We start from the raw sequence: 20,443 nt of genomic DNA, 5'->3' as shown, positions 1-20,443 counted from the left end.
TTGAACCATTTTACGATATTTGCTTCCAAAAATGATACAGATGATATTCAGGATAAACTATCCGATGTATTGGCAAAAAGCTTCATTATTGAAAAAGTTGAAAACGAATATTTATTAAAATCAAGAGGTTTATTTAATAAATATAGATGCTCCATAAATATTTTAACTGAAGATACGCACCCTGATTATTTTGTAAAAAATATACCTGGGATGATGGGCTTTTACGATAAAATTCCGTTTAAAGATGAACAGCTAAAAGAACGCATAATGATTCAAATATCAGTGCTCAATACTGTCGTTGCAATCGAAATGAACAAAGAGATGACAGAAGACCATATGCAGCAATTTATAAAATTACTAGCAAGCATAGGGGGGATTGGTTTCCTATCAGATGGTACTTTGCTGGATCAGAACGGTATGGTTATTGTTTATCCTAATGGAGAATCAGGTCCATCTGATTTTCAACCACATGCTTGTACAAGAAAGATACATGCACAAGAGGTCACATCAGCACAGGGAGAGGCACGAAAAATTAGAACGATAGCCTTTTTAAAAGAGAAGGACATACCTTATGCGGCATCGCTTCCTCAGCTACCACCAGTAGAAAATCTTCAATTTAAAAGCCAAGAGGATATTGCAAGAAGAGCGGTTGCCCTGTTGATTGTTATTCAATTCGCTTGTGATGTAGCACAGAAGGGTGATATTGAGGAGTCTAGAGAGTTCTTTACCAATATGCTACACACATATGAGGTGCATGAATTTTTAACGGAGCATGAAAAATTCTTTCTTGAGGCTCAGCATCCTGGTGCTCAAGAAGCGGTCAATATATCATGGCAATATGAAGCCTATTGGACAATTATTTGGGCATTGGGACTTGTGGAAGAGCTAAATTTCCCTGACGATGTATGTGATTGTGAATATGCAATTCAAGTAGTTTCTCGTTGCGAGACATTTGAGCAATTTTATGGTCAAACGGTACTGCGCAGTAAGGAAGATATAGTGGATGAGGCGGATAAAATTTACAGATTACATTGGGCTTGTGTAGATAGCCGCATCAATGGACAAGAAGCTCCTTTAGCATTAAATGAAAGTGTTGTGATGGAAAGACGGAGAGGCTTATTTTGGATGATTGGATATCAAGACGAAGAATGGGATACTATATCGATGGATACTTAAAATAATAGCAAACTAGGAAATCTAGTTTGCTATTGTTTAATAAGAGAGATTATTTGATATAAGTTGGTTTATTCACCTGATCTATTAAAAGTATACCATCGTATTGGTCGCGCGGAACAAGACTTTCCTGTATCATTCCCCAACTATAGGATAAGCGTGGTTCAAACATCCATGAGTTGCCTCGTTCATTTTGTCGATTGCGTAAATCGATGAATGTGTAAGGTTTATTTGTTGAAGACAGAATATCTTCAATAGATCCTTTGACAGGAGGTAAAACAGGCATAGGTTCTCCCATATTATTAGCTGTCTCTCCACTAGTCATGTATAGACCTAATACATAGCTATATTTCTTATAGATATCAGGTAAACGTTCCCCCATTAATTTAACTGGGTAAGGAGATCCCATTACATCCGATTGTGCTTTACGAATATGATCGTTATGAGCCCATACAATAAACTTTTCTGTAGGGTACACCTCTTCAGCTAACCAAAGTAAGTTCTCCATCATCGCTTGATCTCGCCATTCCATAGTTTGCAAAAATGATTCTATATTATTTTGTTCAATGTCGATATTGGACTGAATTGTTAACTCTATATATTCGTCTGCTAGTCGAATACGATCTGCTAGAGTGCGATCCATTAGTTTTACAATATGAGGCTCTTTTGGATAAGCTGCCTGTAGCTCTTTTTCTTTGAATTGTATTTGTGATTTTACCTGTTTATATACATCAATTATAGTAGCTTTTACTTTTTGATAGCCCTTCAAATCTTTTCCTGAGCTCCATTCAGCAAGTTGCTTCTCAGCTTCATTGAATTGCTGAGCCAACTTAGGGTTTTGCAGCCAATCTCCGTTCGTAAATGCTCCTTGTTGTTGAATATCGAAGCCAGTAAGTACAAGAGGTTGCTCTGTTGCTTGAGTCGATTTTGCATAGTCAAACAGAGGCAAAGTTTCTTTTGTCCACCAAACGCCGAAAATGGCATCCTTCATTGTTTGTAGAGCTGCTTGTTTATCAATTTGTCCTTGAGCATTCATCACATTACCCATACCACTTTCAAAGGCTAGGACATTATAGCCCATATCTTGATGTAAAAATTGTATTAAACGTGTTTTCGCTAGATTGAATTGCGCCACTCCATGAGAGCTTTCCCCTAAAAAGACAATACGTTTATCATGTAATAAAGGTTTTAGCATCTCTAAATCGTCAAATTTGTTAGCGGGAATTTTTTGTCCGTCAAACGTTTCAGGCTGGATGGATGACAGGCTGTATGCATGGTCATTCGCCCATTTTTTCCAATCAAGTAATGTTTCATTAGAAGTCCTAGCTTGTTTGACAGCAGAATCGTTTTTAATAATCTGCTCATTTACAGGGACAGCAGCAGAGACATTTACTACTCCACTTACTGTCATTAAACTTGCCAGTGCAAAACTTAATAAAACCTTATGTTTCCTAGCTTTCCTCATTAATTATCAGCCCTTCACTTTATATTGATACTAATTATAGAAAGGCAAGTTTAAAGTTTAGGAAGAATTTGTTTAAAATTAGTTTAAATTTAGTATGTAAAAAAGAAAAACACCTCCAATTGATGGAGATGTTGGAATGCTATTTATAGTGATACGTACTTGCTCTTACATGGTTACGTTGAATTTGGTTAAACCATGCACGATCCTTTTCTTCTTGTTTTAATGTCCCAACAATGGAGGAAGAGCAGCTCACGCAAATTTTAGCTTGCGTAATCTGTCCACATCGTTCGCATGGAGCCCCTAAATTAGGAAAAATGGAGTTCTTTAATTTTCCTGCTTTTACCCATTTGTAAAGCAGCTCAGATGATACGCCTGTTAGAGCGACAACTTCTTCGTTTGTTAGGTAGCGATTATTTTTTCTTAATAAAAAATGATGTAGCTCTGAAAATATATCCTCTTCTCTCACATCAATTTTCTTTTGAAATAGCAACATAATTAATCATCTCCTCGTCCCATTAATTAATGATTTCATTAATTGTTATGGGTTGTTCGTCATATTTATAATTTTCCCAACGATTGCGTGCAAGCTTGCGATATTTTGGCGAAACATTTCGATCAGCGATTAAGCGTGAAAATCCTTTTTTTGCTTCAGGAATATCACCAAGTCGAAGGCTTAATTCAGCATGTAAAAACTGAATTCTCTCTCCACCTTCTTGATTAGAGGCAAAGGATTTACTATAAAAGTCTCTAGCTGCAAAAAGATAACGCTTTTCGGATTCTTCGTCCTTTTTTAATCGATAGAGCCAAGCAATTTTTAAAGCGAAATTCGCCATTAAAAGAGATTCTTCCATTGATGCACGGGATACTAAATAGGCGAGCTTAAAACTGATAATGGCATCATCAATTGTACGTTCCTGACAGATATCCATAGGTTTCTGGAGCTCTTTAATGTATAGTTCATCAATGAGTAGCATGAAAGGTCCATATGTCCGTGTCATAGATTTATGGTAGGCATAGCCACAATGTGGACATACGGCAACTTCATATAGCAAAGGGTTTAGGCCATCGTAAACAGGCATGAAATCCGTCTGTTCTTCGATAATTTTATATCGATTAGGGCGAACTTTATAAGTTGTAAACTGCTTTTTGCAAAATTTACAATCCACACTACTTTCATAGTAGTAAATGTTAAATGCCATAAGAATCAACTCCTTTGCGTGCACTAAAATTTTATTTCTTTTGTTCTATTTATACGTAAGATTTTATCGTTCAATGTATTTAAGATATTATCTTTTATTTTAACAATTTTGTGTTCTTTGGTATACTCCTTTAGAATTATTAAATAAAAATATTCAAGGAAATTTTAGTTAAATATTATTATAAATACGCTTGTAATAGTTTTTATCGGTGGTGCAAAAGGAAGTTATATAGTTTGCTTAAAGTTTGTCAAAATACTTTCACATATTTCATGGGAGAAAAATTATAAATTGGTTCTAAATGACTATGAAGGAGGTGCTCAAAATGAAGTATAATATCGTGTTTTTTGATGTAGACGGCACATTGATTAATTACGAGGATGGCTGTGTGGAAGAAAGTACAAAACAAGCTATTCAGCTATTGCAAGAAAAAGGAATCCATCTTGTAGCGGCTACTGGAAGACCCTTATCTATGTGCTATGAGTTAAAAGCGCTGGGGATTGAAACCTTTATTACTGCAAATGGGGCCTATGTGAAACATAAGGATCTTGTCATACATAAAACTCCGATTGCCAAAGAAATTGTCCACAATGTACAGGCGTTTGCACAGGAACAGCAGCATAGCCTAACATTTTTTACAGAGCAGCTATCCATGAATAGCATACAAAGTCCAGTAGCTTTAAGAGCGATGCAAGAAACTTTATCTTTACGGGATTTTCCACATATAAATGAAAAAATTGTAGATGAAGAGGTTTTTCTCATGTGTCTATATGCGGATGAGCTGGCTGAAAAAAGATATACTAGCCAAGTTTCGAATATATTTTTACAGCGTTGGCATCCTTATATTGTGAATGTATTACAGCAGGATGTTTCGAAGTCTATAGCTATTAAAGCGGTGCTTGATCATTTCAATATTGACCCTAAGAATGCGATTGCCTTTGGGGATGGGGATAATGATATTGACATGTTGGAATATGTAGGAGTAGGAATTGCCATGGGAAATGGTAGTAAAGCTCTAAAAAGTGTTGCGAATTTTGTTACAAAGACATCTACGGATGGCGGTATCAATTTTGCTTTACGTCAGCTTCAAGTCATTTAGAGCGCTGAGGCTACACTATATATAGCAGGTAGATTTTAATAAATTTTAGGTGGGATGATTTATGGCACATCACGTGCAGTCTCTAATTGAACATTACGGATACTTTGGAATTATCGTGATTCTAATTGGAGGTATTGTAGGGGTGCCACTTCCTGATGAGGTGTTTCTAACTTATGTAGGCTATAGTGTTTACCGAGAAAGTCTTGAACATATTCCTGCTTTAGTCAGTGCAATGATTGGTGCGGTTGGAGGCATTACCTTAAGTTACTATATTGGTTATCGTTTTGGCTTACCGTTATTGCAGAAATATGGGCCTAAAATTCATATTACAAAGCAAAAAATTGACTTTACGAAAAAGATGTTTACAAAAATAGGACCTACCCTATTATTAATTGGCTATTTTATCCCCGGGGTACGTCATTTGACAGCGTATATTGCGGCTATTAATAATTATCCTTATAGAAAGTTTGCGCTTTTTGCCTATACAGGGGCATTTATCTGGACGTTCACATTTATATCATTAGGAAAGATGCTTGGAGAGAAATGGCGATTTGTTGGATACTATCTGACTCATTATAGTATCTATCTTATCCTTTTATTTATTGTAGGGATGCTCATTGTTTACTTTCTATTCAAAAAAAGAAATGGACAAACATAAAAGTCGGTATACGCTATACCGACTTTTAAGTTATGGCAAAATAGCAAATGAGCGCACAGGGAAGCCAGATGCTTTTTCTGGCTTAGGTACGATATTGAAGATGATAGCGCCTTTCGCAGGTAGCTTGTCCAAATTCGTCATTAGCTCAATTTGATAGGTGTCTTGGTCAAGTACAAAATATTCGCCATCTAGCTTGCCATTTTTACGAAAATCAGCAGCAGAGTCCGTATCGAAAGTTTCATGACCAATTGCGCTTACCTTGCGTTCTTTTAGTAAAAACTGTAAAGCTTCTAAACCCCAGCCAGGGATATGGTTATGTCCATCTGCATCCTTATTACTGAAAGCCACTTTATCTGGCCAGCGCTTACTCCAATCTGTGCGTAATGCTACAAATGTTCCTGCTTCAATTTCTCCATGCTTGTCCTCAAAATCAAGAATATCTTCAACACTTAATGAAAAATCATGGTTGCTCGCAGCCTCTTGTGATTTATCAATAACAACAAGGGGAAGAACAAGCTCTTTTAGTTCTAATTCTTCTAAGTAGCGAGTATCTCGCACAAAATGAATGGGTGGGTCGATATGTGTGCCATATTGACCAGGGAACGTGAATTGTTGAGCGAAGAAACCGTCCTTATGAGAAAATAACGTTTCAAATTTAGCGTCCTCAAACATAAAAAAATGTGGTGAATTAGGGCCGAATGTATGTGTTAAGTCAACCCACTGTTTCGATTTTAATAATTGCAATGCTTGTAAAAGTTCATTAGACATCGATTTCCCTGCTTTCTGTAAAAATAGTTGTAAATAAAAAGGAGTCCCCTAATAGAAGAGGACTCCTGCTGCAACAACGGTAGTTCTTCTTCTCATCTTCAAGGCTGATCATTTTGCCAATTGGAATTAGCACCATACTGTTAGCTGGTTGCTGAGACTTCATCGGGCCAATCCCTCCGTCTCTCTTGATAAGAAAAGTAATATAAGAATTTTCAGAAATAACAATACAAACACTTTAGCATAGTTTTTTATAGTTTACAAGTTCACTAGGAATTTTCACCAATTCAAATTTAAGGTGACTCCACAACAATCATTATCAATAAGACGTATTCTAAAACTGTCTGGTGTATAGTTTGTTTCAAATTTCATCGTAATGCCTGTTGATGTGATTAATTTTTCAACCTCTGTTTTATTTGAAAGTTGAGCAGCATTCATTAAATCATGTGCGAATTGTTGGGAGCTATCTATTTTATCCGTAAGTAATTGGGCTTGCTGCATCATTGCCTTTATCCGTGATGCTGAAGCTTTTAATTTGTGTGTATCGACAGGTGGAAAAGGATTATTGGTCGGCATTGCTAGATGTTGCGAAAAGGGTCTAATGGCAAAATGATTAGCGATAGGCGATGTTGGATAATGATAGGGATGCACAAAATACGGATAAGGATTGTAATACAAGGTCATTCCTCCTATCCTATAACTGATATCCTATCTTATGTAGCAAAACGGCTTTCGGTGTTATTAGCAGTGCAATGTTTGTCCTAATCATTGAAAAAGGAAGCTAAAGTAAGCTTCCTTTTAGCCAAGTACATTTAAGACATCATCAATTTTTTTACTATGTGATAAAATGCCATAATTCATCCATGTTAAAAAGTCTACTTCATAGACACAGTTGCTTTTAACGGCAGCTAGGTTTTTCCAAGTAGGAGTTTTTAAAATAGCACGTTCCTCATTTTCATAAATGGAATGTTGTTTATCAAAGGTAATAAATAAATGATCAGCATCTAATTGCAACAATTGAGCAAATGTCAGTTGTGCTTTACGTTGATTGTGCGGAATACTCCATACTAGTGAATGTGGCATTAAACCTAAGTCACGATATAAAATGGGGCCCGTATAGCCACATTCAGGACCCGCATATAGAGTAATGCCAATGGCTGAAATACGGAGAAATGCTACACTTTGCCCATAAACAGATTTGCTAAGAATTCCTTTTGCTTGTTGTACTTTATCTTCATATTGTAGGATTACGTCTTGCATCAAGGAGGTTTTTCCTGTTAGATCTGCAATTTTAAATAAAGTAGATTGCCAATTCTCTCCAGGGTGTGAAAGATGGCAGACGGGGGCTACTTCATCTAAGTGCTGAAAGGATTCCCAACGCTCTACACCAGAATCTAACATAATTAAAGTTGGCTTATAGTAAAAGAGTCGATCCATTTCTCTATTTTGTACATCGATATCTGGCACTTTCTGTAGACCTAAATAGTCTTGTTTCCCCCATTTTGAATGACTGAATTGAGCAATTGGCGTAATCCCAAGCGCAACAAAGAAATCTTCTAAGAATGGTGCAAATACACGTATATGGCTGCTTTGATTTCTTCGATATTGTCCTGGAGAGATGCCGACATGTTCCTTAAAGCGACGATTGAAATAATACTCATTATTAAATCCGACAGACTGGCTAATTTCAAATACTCGATCATTTGTTGTCATTAATAAATGCTTAGCTTTTTCAATACGAAGTTTAGTTAAATAGTGAAGAGGAATTTGTCCCGTAATATCTTTAAAAATGCGCGTGTAATTCCATCTTGGTACGTCAGCTAGCTGTGCTAGCTGCTCAACCGTCCACTCTTTTTCAAAATGTTTTTGTAAATGGTTAACGGACTGCTCAACAGATTGGCGATCATTTTTTTTCATCTGCTTGGGTATGGTTAGATGTAAGAGTAATAACATCAGCTCTTGAAAGTGCACATGCTGTTCAAAAATCGTGTGTTCATCCTCCGCTAACCGGTTTTGATAGATGACTTCTAGCAGTCTATGACATTGTGAAAAGGGGAGAAGATGTCGTTCGCTGATACTTGTAAAATGACTATATGAATTTTGACTATTGCTGAGATTGACAATGTTGAATTGTAACTGATAAAAACAAAGGTGTTCACTTTGAATGTGGATACTAACCGTGTTATTTGGCGGAATCAATATGCACTTTTCTTCACTAAAATGAATGGTGTCATGATCTATGGCTAGCTTTCCGCTACCATTCATTACGATAAAAAGTGTATAGAAATCACTACTAATCAATAACTTTTTTGACGGTTGAATTGAATAAGAGATATTTTGTAACGTATAAACATGTGTTAAGTTACCCATTAATAATTCACCCCTTTTTTTGAATTGGCAGAACAACACAAAGAAAGCCCTCATTAAGAGCTTTCTTTGGAAAATTATTTGACGAACCATTTCTCTAAATCATCATACTTTAGCAAGTTGGCTGTGATTGCGCCAGATTGCCAATATGTGCGATCAGCAATATAAACATGCCCATTTTTTACAGCAGGGAGTGTTTTCCATAGTGTACTATCTAACCATTTAATGGCTTCTTGGTTTTCTTTAGACTCCCATGTTCCGTTTGAAGGGAAAAGGATGATATGATCCGCATCTAATTCCGTGATAGCCTCTTCTGATAAAACCTCGTGAAACTCTGTCATATCACGGGCTAATGGATGTGGTGTTAAGCCTGTCTCTGTGTAAATATAGCCAGAGTAGCGATTTTTAATACCAAATAACGCTAATGTATTATCTGCTACATTTAGTCGTACAACAGCAACTGTTTCGTCTTCGATTGATTCATCTAGTTTTGCTTTTAAATCGGAAACACGTTGCTCATATTGATCAACCATTTCTTTTGCTTTATCGGAAATATTTAAAACATCAGCTATTGTTTTCGCAATTTCACGTGGATCTTGTAGAATATCTTCTTTCAAGCGGTAAGTAGGCGCTACCTTTGAGTATTCATCATACTTTGCCTTGTCCGCGGCACCATCTACAATGATTAAATCAGGCTTGGCTTGTAATAATGTTTCCATGCTACCAGTAATGTCGAACTCAGGAACATCTAATCCTAAATAGTCCTGTTTTCCCCAAGATGGGTGATACCATTGCACAACGGGTTTTACATCCAAAGCAGTTAAATAGTCTTCCAAATAGATAGCAGCTACACGCTGTGGATTTGTAGGAATTTCTACTTTTCCAAACTCGTCTTCTACAATTCTTGTATCTTTAGATGATTGTTCTTCTGTAGCTGTATCCTCTTTTACTTCATTTGAGCCACAGGCACCTAATACGAATATAAGTGCAAAGAAAACTACAAATGAAAAATATCGACCTCTACGCATTTTATTCACTCCTATAGATTTACTAAAACAGTAAGGGTATTCCCTTAAATTAGAATGATAATCATTCTCGTTTGGTTCAAGTAAATTATAGGATACTACATATCAACAAACAATACACATTCTCTACTACTTTTTTATACAAAATGAAATTCAGAGAGTTATTGTTTTTTGTTATCGAAAAGTAACCATAAAAGTGTAACAATTGCAGCTAGCATAACCATCAGGAATCCGTATATAGGCGTATGCGCCAACGATTGGTGGCGAATAATAAAGCCTCCGATATATGAGCCTAAAAATATGCCAATATTGAAAGCAGAAATATTCAATGCTGAGGCCATTGAAATTGCTGATGGTATATATTTTTCAGATAGTAGAACAGCATATAGCTGCAATCCTGGGACATTCATAAACATGAACAATCCCATTGTCAGCACCATTATTAATCCCATAATAGGTGATTCAAGAGTAAAGCCAATGCCAAGCAATGCCAATGCAAGTCCAACAAAAATAATAAAGATGGAACGTAGCGGATTATGATTAGCAAAATGACCTCCAAGAGTATTACCGATAGCTACACAAATACCATAGACAACTAGAATAATGACGACTGTATGTGGGGAATACCCCATATATTGCTCTAAAATAGGTGAAACATATGTGTAGACAACAAAAGCACCGCCGTATCCAATTGCGGTAATGAATAGTATTAAGATCATTCGAATATTGCCTAATACTTTGCCAATATCACGGATAGAGATGGGGTTGCCTTTCGATAATTGGCTAGGTACTAAAAATGCATTACTAATTAAACCGACAATTCCAATGACAACAATAAAAATGAATGACATACGCCAATCTGTTACTTGTCCAATAAATGTACCGAGTGGGACACCTGTTACAGTAGCCAATGTTAAGCCAGTAAACATAAAGGCGATAGCACTTGCTCGTTTATTTGGTTCCACTACATCTGCTGCTATAACAGAAGCGATGGACATAAACACACCATGTGCTAATGCTGAAATAATACGTCCGATTAATAGTAATGCGAAATTAGGAGCTAAAGCGACTGCTAGGTTACCCACTATAAAAATGGACATGACAAGCAATAATACGGTTTTTCGACTAAGGCGGGATGTTAAAGCTGTTAGTAAGGGAGCCCCAACAGTTACCCCTAGTGCATATATAGAAACGGTTAAGCCAGCTGTGCTAAGAGAAATACCAAAGTCATCTGTAATTAATGGTAAAAGTCCGACACTGATAAATTCAGTGGACCCTATACCAAATGCACTAATAGCAAGTGCTAGTAAGGTAAGTTTAGCATTTGGCTTTTTTGATTTTGACATTTTACTACTATCTCCTTTGATTTTTTTTATTATGTGTAGTAATATTCATACATACCAAAAAGATATGTAGAGTACTTTTAGTTACTTTTGGATATTACAGGAGGTTTACGATGCAAAAAGTTTATAATATTGGTGTTGAAGCTACACTAGAAGTTATTGGTGGTAAATGGAAACCAGTTATTCTTTGTCATTTAAACCACCATGGTAAAATTCGAACAAACGAATTTCGACGATTGATCCCAGGTATTTCACAAAAAATGCTCACAAACCAATTAAGGGAACTGGAGCAGGCTGGGTTAATCAATCGAAAGGTCTTCAATCAAGTACCACCAAAAGTTGAATATTCATTAACAGCCTATGGACAAGGAATGGAACCAATTCTGAACATGCTTTGTACGTGGGGTGAAAAACATGTTGAATTATTACAGGATAAAGGTGAAGATGTACTGTTAAAACAACGTGATGATGATATTGCCATGCAGCAAACATCATAATGAGGGGGAGAAAGAGACTGTCATATACAAGACAGTCTCTTTCCTCTTTTTAATGCTTATAGAGCAAAGTCAAATTCATCTGGATTTGGTCCAACACGTTGTTCACGATTCATCTCATTGATTAATGCCATTTCTTCGTCTGTTAAAGTAAAGTCAAAGATATCAGCGTTTTGCATCATACGCTCTCTACGTACTGATTTTGGAATTGTAATCACTCCATTTTGTACATCCCAGCGTAAAATAACCTGAGCATTTGATTTTCCGTATTTTGTTGCGATTTTTGAAATTGTTTCATCTTCAAGAAGTCCACCTTGCATTAAAGGTGCCCATGCTTCAAGTTGAATTTGGTGCTTGTCACAGAATGAACGAAGCTCCACTTGTTGTAAGCGTGGGTGGAATTCCACTTGGTTCACAACAGGTTTAATATGAGCAAATGATAATAAGTTATCCAAGTGTGCCACAGTAAAGTTACATACACCGATTGCTTTGATCTTGCCTTGTTCATATAAGTCTTCAAGTGCTTTCCACGATTCAGCATATTTATCTTTACCAGGCCAATGAATTAGATAAAGGTCTAAATAATCTAATCCTAATTTTTTTAGGCTCTCTTCATATGCTGCAATTGTTTCATCATAGCTTAAACCATCGTTCCATACTTTAGATGTGATAAATAAATCTTCACGACGTAAGCCAGTAGATGCTAGAGCTTGTTTAATACCTTCTCCTACACCTGCTTCATTGCCATAAATAGCAGCAGTATCGATGCTTCGATAGCCAACCTCGATAGCATTTTTAACCATTTCTGCAGTAGCGTCATTTTCTACTTGAAAAACCCCTAAACCCATACCAGGCATTTGTAGGCCATTATTTAAAGTGATTGTATCTTGTAAATGAGTAATCATTTTTAGTCCTCCATGTTTTGTGATTATTGGATTGCTTACTCATTATGCTGCTAATAAACTCTCAAAAAAAGTACGTACTTTTTTGTGTCATAGAAACGTAGAGGTAACTTTTGTGAGCTGGCAATGATTAGAGGAATAAAAATATTTATTGATGATGAACGATTAAATAAAAATGTCACACCTGATTGGTCTTAACTACTAGTAAAAAATATCGAGTAGTCTACAAAAGGCTTTGGAGACAATTAAACAAATATTTTTCTTGCGGTAATAAAAGGAAATATACGTTCGGTAGAGAATTAAAGTAGTAATACTTTAAAAAGGGGATTTTGAAGATGAATCGTTTAAATTTAATTACATTAGGTGTTAAAGATATGGTGGAATCTCTAAATTTTTATCGAGAGGGACTGGGTTTTGAAGTGGTGGTATACGGAGAGGAGACGAATCCCGATGTCATGTTCTTTAATAATGGAGGAACAAAAATATCGTTATTTCCAATTGAACGTTTAGTCAAAGATATTAATGAATTCAATCCACCAGAAATTAGCCAAGGCTTTGGTGGAATCACGCTTGCCTATAATGGTAAATCAAAAGAAGAAGTAGATCGAGTCTTTGCATTAGCAAAAAAGGCGGGTGCAGAAATTATTAAGGAGCCCGTAACTGTATTTTGGGGTGGCTATAGTGGATATTTTCAAGATCCAAATGGCTACTATTGGGAAGTTGCCTATGGCGACATGTGGCAGTTTGATGAGAATGATATGCTGATTATTCAATAACTGTTCAAAAAGAGAGCAAACTAACGTTTCTAATTTGTTCTCTTTTTTATTAATCGTTAACAATAATACTTCCCCATTAAATCCACAAAGTTTTGAGCGGCTTTAGATAAATAATGATTCTTCAGCCATACGAGTCCTACTGAGGTGGATAATTCTGCTGATGGAATTTTGTATGTATGAAGTGGTAAATCTCCATATTGCTTTAAAATAGTTTCAGGTACGATAGAGGAGCTAAAGCCAGCAGCAATCAAGTTCATTAACAGTGCCGTATCTGAGCATTCTCCAACAATGTGGGACTGCAACTGGAAGCGAGAAAATGCTTCTAATATCGAATAATGTACGCCTAAGCCTTCAGTGTTTGGTAAAAGGATTGGCCAATTTTGTATGTCAACTAAAGATACATCGTGTTCTAAGAAGTCGAATTTTTTGGATTGTATAAAGTAAAATGGTTCAGTGTACATATGAAGAACAGAGAAATCATCTAATTCTAAAGGTAAGCGAATGATGGCAAGTTCTACAATACGGTCTCTTACTAATTTACATAGATAAGAAGATTCGTTTTGTTGAATTTTATAAGTCACCTTTGGATAATATTGTTGAAATTGTTGTAGTAATTGAGGTAGCTCAATTACTGAAAATGTATTAATGCCCAATGTCAATCGACCATGAAGGCCTAATCCAATATCCTTAACCTCTGCTTCTGCCTCTTCCATTAATTGTGCAACCTGCAACGCATATTTGTATAATGTCTTTCCCGCTTCAGTTACTTCAAAATACTTGCCGCTCCTTTCTACCAACTTTGAACCGAGTTCTTCCTCCATCGTTTTTAAATGCTGACTTAACGGTGGTTGAGAAATATGTAACCTTTCAGCCGCAGCAGAAATCTTTTTTCCTCCACAATTGCTATAAAATAGCGTAGTTGTCTTATATCCAAACATAAACACCCCTCTATTATAGGTAAAACCTAAGTAAATTATATTTCTCTAATATTTTTAATATAGTTAGGGCCATGTTAGCATATTTATCAAAGAAAAAAGAAGTAAAGTTTCTTTTTTCAAGCACCTAAATGTGAAGCGAGCAACGTCGATGAAAAAATAATTCAACTTAGGAGTATATGATTCTTGCATGCTTTGGGGCTTGCCTTGTAATACCGATTCCCTACACCTTTCTAAATGAATTTGAAGCAGTTGATAAAGTAGCAACGTATACTATAAAAGAGCAACTTTTATTAGTTGCTTTTTTCAATAAATCAACGTTTTTGAATTTCCTAAGAAAATAAATAACAGTTCCCCTATAATAACCATGTATGGAAATTATAAATTTCTAATTTTAGTTAAATGTATCAAGGAGGTTGAACATTGATTCGTATATTGTACATAGAAGATGAAAAAGAAATCGGACAATGGGTAAGCAAGGAATTAACTGAACGAGGTTATGACGTGACATGGCTGGAATCAGGGGAGGGGCTTGAGCAACATATTAACTCAAAAGATATTGCTATATTGGATGTGATGCTACCTGGATTGGACGGTTTCTCCTTAGGTAAAAGAATTAAACGGGAAAATAAAGACCTGCCAATTCTAATGTTATCAGCACGAACAGCTGTTGAAGATAAAATTGAAGGGCTGCATTTTGCTGATGATTACCTAACAAAGCCATTTCACCCTGATGAGCTCGTAGCAAGACTGGAAGTATTATTAAGAAGATATCAAAAAAGTGATGATGTACTGACATTGCAGCACCTTAAAATTTATACGAAAGATATGCAAATAATCAATACGATTGATGAAGAAGAAATTCTTTTGACAGGAAAACAATTTTATTTATTACAGTATTTTATTCGTCATTTAAATCAAATTTTAACGAAGGAACAACTCTATGAGGGTGTTTGGGGTGAGAGCTATATAGAAGGTGATAAAACACTCATGGTGCATATTCGTTACTTAAGAGAAAAAATAGAAATCAATCCTGCAAAGCCTATGATTATTGAAACAATCCGAGGCATTGGCTATAGGGTGAAACAATGAAATTTTTTCGATCATTATTAGCGAAATATATGCTCATTATTATATTAGCCATATCTATTGTGCAAATCTCCTATCTGGGTGTTGCTATTTTCGTATTAGGCATTACAAAGACAGGGACAGGAGATTTTTCAAGTGGAGTACTTGTAGAAAGTGATATTGAAGAGCAATGGCATGCACAGGCTAAAAATATGACCAATGCAACAGATGATGCGATTACGCAGTTATTTCAAAAGTGGCAAGAGCAATTTCCTACGGCTTCTATGTTTTGGGTAAGTGAAGAGGGGAACTTACTGACTACATGGAATGTGAAGGATCAGTTACCAGCAAAATGGACACCAGCCTATACAACTCAATTTATAAAAGAACGTTATGGAGATGATCCATTTACTGTTATTGCCTTCTTAGGTGATGATATATCAAATGGCTTTATTGTATTAGAGATTTCAAGGGTAGCATTTAATCCTCCACTTATAAAGGTCTATGATAACTATGGTAACTTTTTATTTTTTGGTGTTATTGCAGTTATTTTATTTTTTATTGTAGTTTCGCTTCTATTTTTCAAGGGAATTCGAAAAAGACTATTACATCTGCAAGAGGCGATGGAAATACGTGATGTAGATGGTCTACCTATTGAAATTCAGGTGAAAAAACGAGATGAGATTGGGCAATTGGAGCATAGTTTTAACAGAATGGTTTGTGAACTGCGAGACAGTAAACAACGTCAACAGAAGGAAGAACAGCTAAGACGTGAACTGATTGCTAATTTATCACATGATTTACGGACACCTTTAACGAAGGTAAGAGCTCAATCCTATACAATTAGCAAAGAAGCGTTATCTGAGGAAGGGAAGCAGGCATTAAAGGCTATGGACACATCCATAGTGAATATTGATGCTTTAATTGAAAATTTGATGTCCTACACATTGCTTATGGCAAGTAAATATAAGTTTGAACCGAAAGACATCAATGTTATCCGATTTGTAAGGGAACATCTAACGACATGGTATCCAGTTTTCGAGCGAGAAGGTTTTACAATCGATATTGAGCTACAGTCATTTGAACCTGTTGAATGGCGTGTTGATCCATTATGGTTAGGGAGAGTATTTGATAATATTTTCCAAAACGTACTGCGCCACGCGAATAGTGGTAAATATATAAGTGTGAAAACCGAATCGACGGCGTGTTATACAGCATTTATTGTTGAGGATCATGGTCAAGGGATGAAAAATGAGTCGAATGCAAAGGGAGCCGGAATCGGCTTGTCAATTGTTGATGTCATGATAAAGGGCATGCATCTTGAATGGGATATCCATTCCGATCACTCTGGTACTAAAATTATCATAAAAAAATCTGCGAAGCTTGAGAAATAAATGCTTCGCAGATTTTTTTATGATAGAAATGATTTTTTAAACAAAATTTAAACTTAGCCCATACCTTTTTTTAAACTTCCCTTTTTAAGATAGTTAAAGAGGTGAGGACATTGGAATATATCGTACAAACACAAAACTTATCAAAACGCTTTGGAAAAGAGCAAGCTGTATCAAATTTGAACTTGCAAATACGCAAAGGTGAAATATATGGATTTTTAGGTCCGAATGGGGCAGGTAAAACGACTACAATTCGAATGCTTCTAGGTTTAATGAAGCCATCTTCTGGAACAATTAAAGTCTTTGAAAAGAATATTACGAAGGAACGTATCCAAATTTTAGCTAAGATTGGTTCGTTGGTTGAAAACCCTTCTTATTATCCACATTTAACAGCATATGAGAATCTAGAGGCACTAAGAAAAATACTAGGTGTACCGAAAACTCGAATCGATGAAGTTTTGGAAATTGTCCGTTTGAAGGAAGCTGCCCATAAAAAGGTCAAAGGTTTCTCTTTAGGAATGAAGCAACGTCTTGGTATTGCTGCTTCTTTACTACATAGTCCTGAATTACTTATTTTAGATGAACCAACGAATGGCCTAGATCCTTCAGGCATTATAGAGATTCGTAATTTAATTAAAAGATTACCAGAGGAATATGGCATGACCATTATAATCTCCAGCCATTTATTATCAGAGATTGATCAAATGGCAACACAAGTAGGGATTGTTTCGAAAGGGAAATTAATTTTCCAAGATTCTATTGAGGCTATGCGTCGATTTGCCCAACCAAAGGTTACCTTTAAAGTAAACAATGGTGAAAAAGGATGGCGCTTCTTATTAGCAAATGGTATTAAGGCAGATTATCAGGGTGGTGTGATTTTCTTAGAAGAGTGCTCGGATGAAAAGGTTGCTCATATTGTCCAAGTTCTTGTTCAGGAAGGTATATCGGTATTCCGAGTCGAGGAAGAGAAACGTTCATTGGAGGATATATTCCTCCAAATGACGATGGGAGAACAGGAGATATGATGGGAAAGCTATTAACTGCTGACTTCTTAAAAATCAAACGTAAAGGATTATGGCTTCTAACGCTTATTGGCCCTTTAGGGGTGGTTGCTCTGCAAATGGTCAATTATGGAGTAAGAAAGGATTATCTCTTACAGCAAAGTGAGGATGATTGGGGCTATTTCTTATTAAATGTGCATTCATTTACACCGCTTGCCATAGTCTTGGGTATTGCCATTCTTACGTCATTCATAGCAAGCATTGAAAATGAGACCAATGCTTGGAAGCAGCTCATTGCATTACCTGTTTCGAAATTAACCGTGTATTTGTCTAAATTTACGTTGTTAGCTATCTTACTATTCTTCGCCTCAACGTTATTAATGTTTTTTACGCTGAGCTACGGGCTGTTTTTAGAATTAGGTGACACGGTACCTTACATGGAGCTAGCCAAATATAGTTATTTCCCTGCTTTTGCAGCATTACCTATCTTGGCACTTCAATTGTGGATAGCGAGTGTAAGTCATAATCAAGGGATTCCTATAACTGTAGGCATTTTTGGGGTGATTTTTTCCTATTCTTCCTATGTTCTTCCAGATTGGATGATATGGAAATGGCCATCATTGATGAACCAATGGAATGAGCCGGTGATCAATGTCTTATTAGGCGTAGGAATTGGTATCTTACTCTATATTATCGGCATGGTTGATTTTGCAAGAAGGGACGTGAAATAATGATTACTTTACTTCAAGCTGAGTGGTTTAAGTTACGTAAATCAAAAATGGTACCAATTATTTTAGCAGGACCCATGATTGGACTTTTTATAGGACTATCCGCTAATTTAGAGGACAACATGCAGGGGATTGAAATCAATGAGTGGTATATATCGTTATTTTCGATGAATTTAACATATGCTCTATTATTTTTACCTCTTATTTCTGGTGTTTTTACCAGTCTTATTTGTAGGTATGAACATCAGTCTGGTGGATGGAAGCAACTTTTAGCATTACCAGTAACAAGAGGGAAAGTATTTGTAGCTAAATACATATTGATTATGCTGCTTGTTTTAGCAATGCAGATATTGTATTTAGGCTCGGTCTTTGCTGTTGGGATGGTAAAAGGCTATACAGATTCTTTTCCTATGGAGATTGTTTGGAAAAGCATAGTAGGAGGCTGGGTAGCGACACTGCCATTAGTAGCCTTGCAATTGTGGATGTCCATTATGTTTAAAAGCTTTGCTGCTCCATTTGCTGTTAATGTCATATTTACTTTACCATCAATTTTAGCAGTGAATTCTGAAAGAATTGGTCCGTATTATCCTTGGGCACAACCCTTTTCGATGATGTATATAGGGGGCAATACAGACGATGTATTCTTTGTACCGTGGGAGCAATTGTTAACCGTAGTAGGTGGCGGATTCATCGTATTTTTCCTCGGAGGATATTACTATTTCCAGCGAAAATCTATTTAAGCTAAAAGGAGAATGAGAATGCTGAAACGTAGCTTACGTTTTTTAACTGCATCGATGCTATTAGTAGCTTTAGTAGGATGTGGACAGAGAGAGGCCGTAAAAGATGCCGCACAATATACGAATGAAATTAAAGATATCAACATTCCTGATGATGTAAAAATTATTGGTTTTGGGGAAGCAACACATGGCAATATCGAATTTCAAACATTAAAAAAAGATGTATTTGAAGCGATGATAAAAAATGAAAATGTCCATGTTTTCGTTTTAGAAGGAGATTTTGGTGGGGCCCAACAGATAAATCAATTTATCGAAAACGGTGTCGGAACGGCGGAGGAAGCTATAAAAGCGTTAGACTATGGCATCTACAAAACTGAACAAATGGTAGAGTTTGTGCAGTGGATGCATGACTATAATCAGACAGTTGATGATCAAGAGAAAATTTATTTTTATGGAAATGATATGCAACGCTATGATTACAGCAAAAAGGGGTTACTTGATTTTTACGCCAAGGTACATGCTGACAATGCACGAAAATTCACGACTAAGCTAGAGCATGTTTCCAACAAAACGATGAGAGATTTATCGGATAGTCAGCTACTTGAGCTTGATAAAACGATTGATACAATAATCAACGATTTACAATCAAACAAAGCGATGTATGAGCAAAAATCTTCAAAGGATGAATTCGCATTTGCTGTTCAATATGCGCAAATTATGAAGCAGCGTACGCAATTATTTTTAAATGATGGTAATTATATGAATTTACGGGACGAATATTTAGCTGAAAATTTACAATGGATTGTTGAATATGAAGCAACACAAGGTCATGATAAAGTATTAATGTCTGCTCATAATGGTCATATTGAGAAAACTTCTGCTACGATGGCAGGCTATCAATCGATGGGGCATTATTTAAGTGAGATATATAAAGATCAATATTTTGCGATTGGCACAGACTTTGTGAAAAATACATTCCAGGCACAAAATGGGTCTGGAGCACGAAAGGAATATACGATTAAGCATCACAATGCTTTAGTGGATGCCTTTAGTGACATTGATAATAACATCTTTTATGTGGATTTTGAAGCTGCCAAACAATCGAAGGAGCTGGCGAATATTCTTTCCAAAAAGCAAAGAATGGGCAATATCGGCGATGATTTTCGTCCGTGGTATAAGCTGACACAAATGCTGTACACCATTAAAATGACACCTAAGGAAGCTTATGATGGTCTCATCGTTGTGCAAGAAGCAACACCAACAAAAATAATTGATTAAGCTAAATTTAGCAACCTCCATCAAAAAATCTGTTTCCTTCTC

20 protein-coding genes, 1 pseudogene and 1 riboswitch are annotated in these 20,443 nt (G+C 36.1%); of the genes and pseudogenes, 11 read left to right on the top strand and 10 right to left on the bottom strand.

What is annotated here, in order from left to right:
• A complete protein-coding gene (locus LBYS11_RS21580) occupies positions 1 to 1,176 on the top strand; it encodes a DUF4272 domain-containing protein (RefSeq protein WP_048394020.1) in 1,176 nt (391 codons plus the stop codon).
• Between the two features lie 49 nt (positions 1,177 to 1,225).
• Here the strand turns inward: LBYS11_RS21580 and LBYS11_RS21575 are convergent, their stop codons facing one another.
• The 3 genes from LBYS11_RS21575 to LBYS11_RS21565 form a co-directional block, all read right to left on the bottom strand.
• Positions 1,226 to 2,638 (bottom strand): erythromycin esterase family protein, encoded by a 1,413-nt coding sequence (locus LBYS11_RS21575; protein WP_048394022.1) that lies wholly within the window; start codon positions 2,636 to 2,638, stop codon positions 1,226 to 1,228.
• A gap of 139 nt (positions 2,639 to 2,777) precedes the next feature.
• Positions 2,778 to 3,131 (bottom strand): hypothetical protein, encoded by a 354-nt coding sequence (locus tag LBYS11_RS21570; RefSeq protein WP_016993423.1) that lies wholly within the window; start codon positions 3,129 to 3,131, stop codon positions 2,778 to 2,780.
• 22 nt (positions 3,132 to 3,153) lie between these two features.
• Positions 3,154 to 3,837 carry a DUF2225 domain-containing protein gene (locus LBYS11_RS21565; protein WP_016993422.1) on the bottom strand — a complete coding sequence of 228 codons (684 nt, stop codon included), beginning with the start codon at positions 3,835 to 3,837 and terminating at the stop codon, positions 3,154 to 3,156.
• Positions 3,838 to 4,159: 322 nt separating this feature from the next.
• Here LBYS11_RS21565 and LBYS11_RS21560 point away from each other — a divergent pair, with 322 nt between their 5' ends.
• Positions 4,160 to 4,933, top strand: a complete 774-nt coding sequence (locus LBYS11_RS21560; RefSeq protein ID WP_054549687.1) for a Cof-type HAD-IIB family hydrolase — start codon at positions 4,160 to 4,162, stop codon at positions 4,931 to 4,933.
• A gap of 61 nt (positions 4,934 to 4,994) precedes the next feature.
• A complete protein-coding gene (locus LBYS11_RS21555) occupies positions 4,995 to 5,591 on the top strand; it encodes a DedA family protein (protein ID WP_103118956.1) in 597 nt (198 codons plus the stop codon).
• Positions 5,592 to 5,621: 30 nt separating this feature from the next.
• Here LBYS11_RS21555 and LBYS11_RS21550 read toward each other — a convergent pair whose 3' ends face one another.
• From LBYS11_RS21550 to LBYS11_RS21530, 5 genes are all read right to left on the bottom strand, one after another.
• Positions 5,622 to 6,359, bottom strand: coding sequence for a cyclase family protein (locus tag LBYS11_RS21550; RefSeq protein ID WP_103118955.1), 738 nt, complete (start codon positions 6,357 to 6,359; stop codon positions 5,622 to 5,624).
• 89 nt (positions 6,360 to 6,448) lie between these two features.
• Positions 6,449 to 6,554: riboswitch (SAM riboswitch) on the bottom strand.
• An 81-nt stretch (positions 6,555 to 6,635) separates the two neighbouring features.
• Positions 6,636 to 7,040: a YuzC family spore coat inner layer protein gene (locus tag LBYS11_RS21545; protein WP_233732235.1), complete on the bottom strand. Its 405-nt coding sequence runs from the start codon at positions 7,038 to 7,040 to the stop codon at positions 6,636 to 6,638.
• Between the two features lie 114 nt (positions 7,041 to 7,154).
• Positions 7,155 to 8,726, bottom strand: a complete 1,572-nt coding sequence (locus tag LBYS11_RS21540; protein ID WP_103118954.1) for a helix-turn-helix domain-containing protein — start codon at positions 8,724 to 8,726, stop codon at positions 7,155 to 7,157.
• A gap of 74 nt (positions 8,727 to 8,800) precedes the next feature.
• Positions 8,801 to 9,751 (bottom strand): ABC transporter substrate-binding protein, encoded by a 951-nt coding sequence (locus tag LBYS11_RS21535; protein WP_066037947.1) that lies wholly within the window; start codon positions 9,749 to 9,751, stop codon positions 8,801 to 8,803.
• A gap of 158 nt (positions 9,752 to 9,909) precedes the next feature.
• Positions 9,910 to 11,094: an MFS transporter gene (locus LBYS11_RS21530; RefSeq protein ID WP_054549682.1), complete on the bottom strand. Its 1,185-nt coding sequence runs from the start codon at positions 11,092 to 11,094 to the stop codon at positions 9,910 to 9,912.
• 110 nt (positions 11,095 to 11,204) lie between these two features.
• Here LBYS11_RS21530 and LBYS11_RS21525 point away from each other — a divergent pair, with 110 nt between their 5' ends.
• Positions 11,205 to 11,588 (top strand): winged helix-turn-helix transcriptional regulator, encoded by a 384-nt coding sequence (locus LBYS11_RS21525; RefSeq protein ID WP_016992625.1) that lies wholly within the window; start codon positions 11,205 to 11,207, stop codon positions 11,586 to 11,588.
• 56 nt (positions 11,589 to 11,644) lie between these two features.
• Here LBYS11_RS21525 and LBYS11_RS21520 read toward each other — a convergent pair whose 3' ends face one another.
• Entirely contained in the window at positions 11,645 to 12,490 is an 846-nt protein-coding gene (locus tag LBYS11_RS21520; protein WP_016992626.1) for an aldo/keto reductase, read from the bottom strand.
• A gap of 332 nt (positions 12,491 to 12,822) precedes the next feature.
• Between LBYS11_RS21520 and LBYS11_RS21515 the strand changes: the two genes are divergently transcribed.
• On the top strand, positions 12,823 to 13,263 hold the full coding sequence (locus LBYS11_RS21515) for a VOC family protein (protein WP_103118953.1): 441 nt from the start codon (positions 12,823 to 12,825) through the stop codon (positions 13,261 to 13,263).
• Positions 13,264 to 13,319: 56 nt separating this feature from the next.
• On the opposite strand, the pseudogene LBYS11_RS21510 reads toward LBYS11_RS21515, so the two are convergent.
• Positions 13,320 to 14,197: pseudogene (locus LBYS11_RS21510) on the bottom strand (LysR family transcriptional regulator).
• A 424-nt stretch (positions 14,198 to 14,621) separates the two neighbouring features.
• Between LBYS11_RS21510 and LBYS11_RS21505 the strand changes: the two are divergent.
• The 6 genes from LBYS11_RS21505 to LBYS11_RS21480 all read left to right on the top strand — a co-directional run bounded on the left by LBYS11_RS21505 (position 14,622) and on the right by LBYS11_RS21480 (position 20,401).
• A complete protein-coding gene (locus tag LBYS11_RS21505; protein ID WP_103118952.1) occupies positions 14,622 to 15,290 on the top strand; it encodes a response regulator transcription factor in 669 nt (222 codons plus the stop codon).
• A complete protein-coding gene (locus tag LBYS11_RS21500) occupies positions 15,287 to 16,660 on the top strand; it encodes a HAMP domain-containing sensor histidine kinase (RefSeq protein ID WP_103118951.1) in 1,374 nt (457 codons plus the stop codon). Before LBYS11_RS21505 ends, LBYS11_RS21500 begins: the two co-directional genes overlap by 4 nt.
• A gap of 110 nt (positions 16,661 to 16,770) precedes the next feature.
• Positions 16,771 to 17,682 carry an ABC transporter ATP-binding protein gene (locus LBYS11_RS21495; protein WP_103118950.1) on the top strand — a complete coding sequence of 304 codons (912 nt, stop codon included), beginning with the start codon at positions 16,771 to 16,773 and terminating at the stop codon, positions 17,680 to 17,682.
• On the top strand, positions 17,679 to 18,389 hold the full coding sequence (locus LBYS11_RS21490) for an ABC transporter permease (protein ID WP_054549677.1): 711 nt from the start codon (positions 17,679 to 17,681) through the stop codon (positions 18,387 to 18,389). The genes LBYS11_RS21495 and LBYS11_RS21490 overlap by 4 nt, the downstream gene beginning before the upstream one ends.
• Positions 18,389 to 19,126, top strand: coding sequence for an ABC transporter permease (locus LBYS11_RS21485; RefSeq protein ID WP_066037953.1), 738 nt, complete (start codon positions 18,389 to 18,391; stop codon positions 19,124 to 19,126). The genes LBYS11_RS21490 and LBYS11_RS21485 overlap by 1 nt, the downstream gene beginning before the upstream one ends.
• A gap of 18 nt (positions 19,127 to 19,144) precedes the next feature.
• The gene (locus LBYS11_RS21480) at positions 19,145 to 20,401 is read left to right on the top strand and encodes an erythromycin esterase family protein (protein WP_103118949.1); all 1,257 of its coding nucleotides are present in this window, start codon (positions 19,145 to 19,147) and stop codon (positions 20,399 to 20,401) included.
• The last annotated feature ends 42 nt before the right edge of the window (positions 20,402 to 20,443 follow it).

Origin of the sequence: Lysinibacillus sp. YS11 (genome assembly GCF_002896375.1) — a bacterium.
GTDB lineage: Bacteria > Bacillota > Bacilli > Bacillales_A > Planococcaceae > Lysinibacillus > Lysinibacillus capsici.
This window is presented reverse-complemented; position numbering and strand designations above follow the sequence as displayed.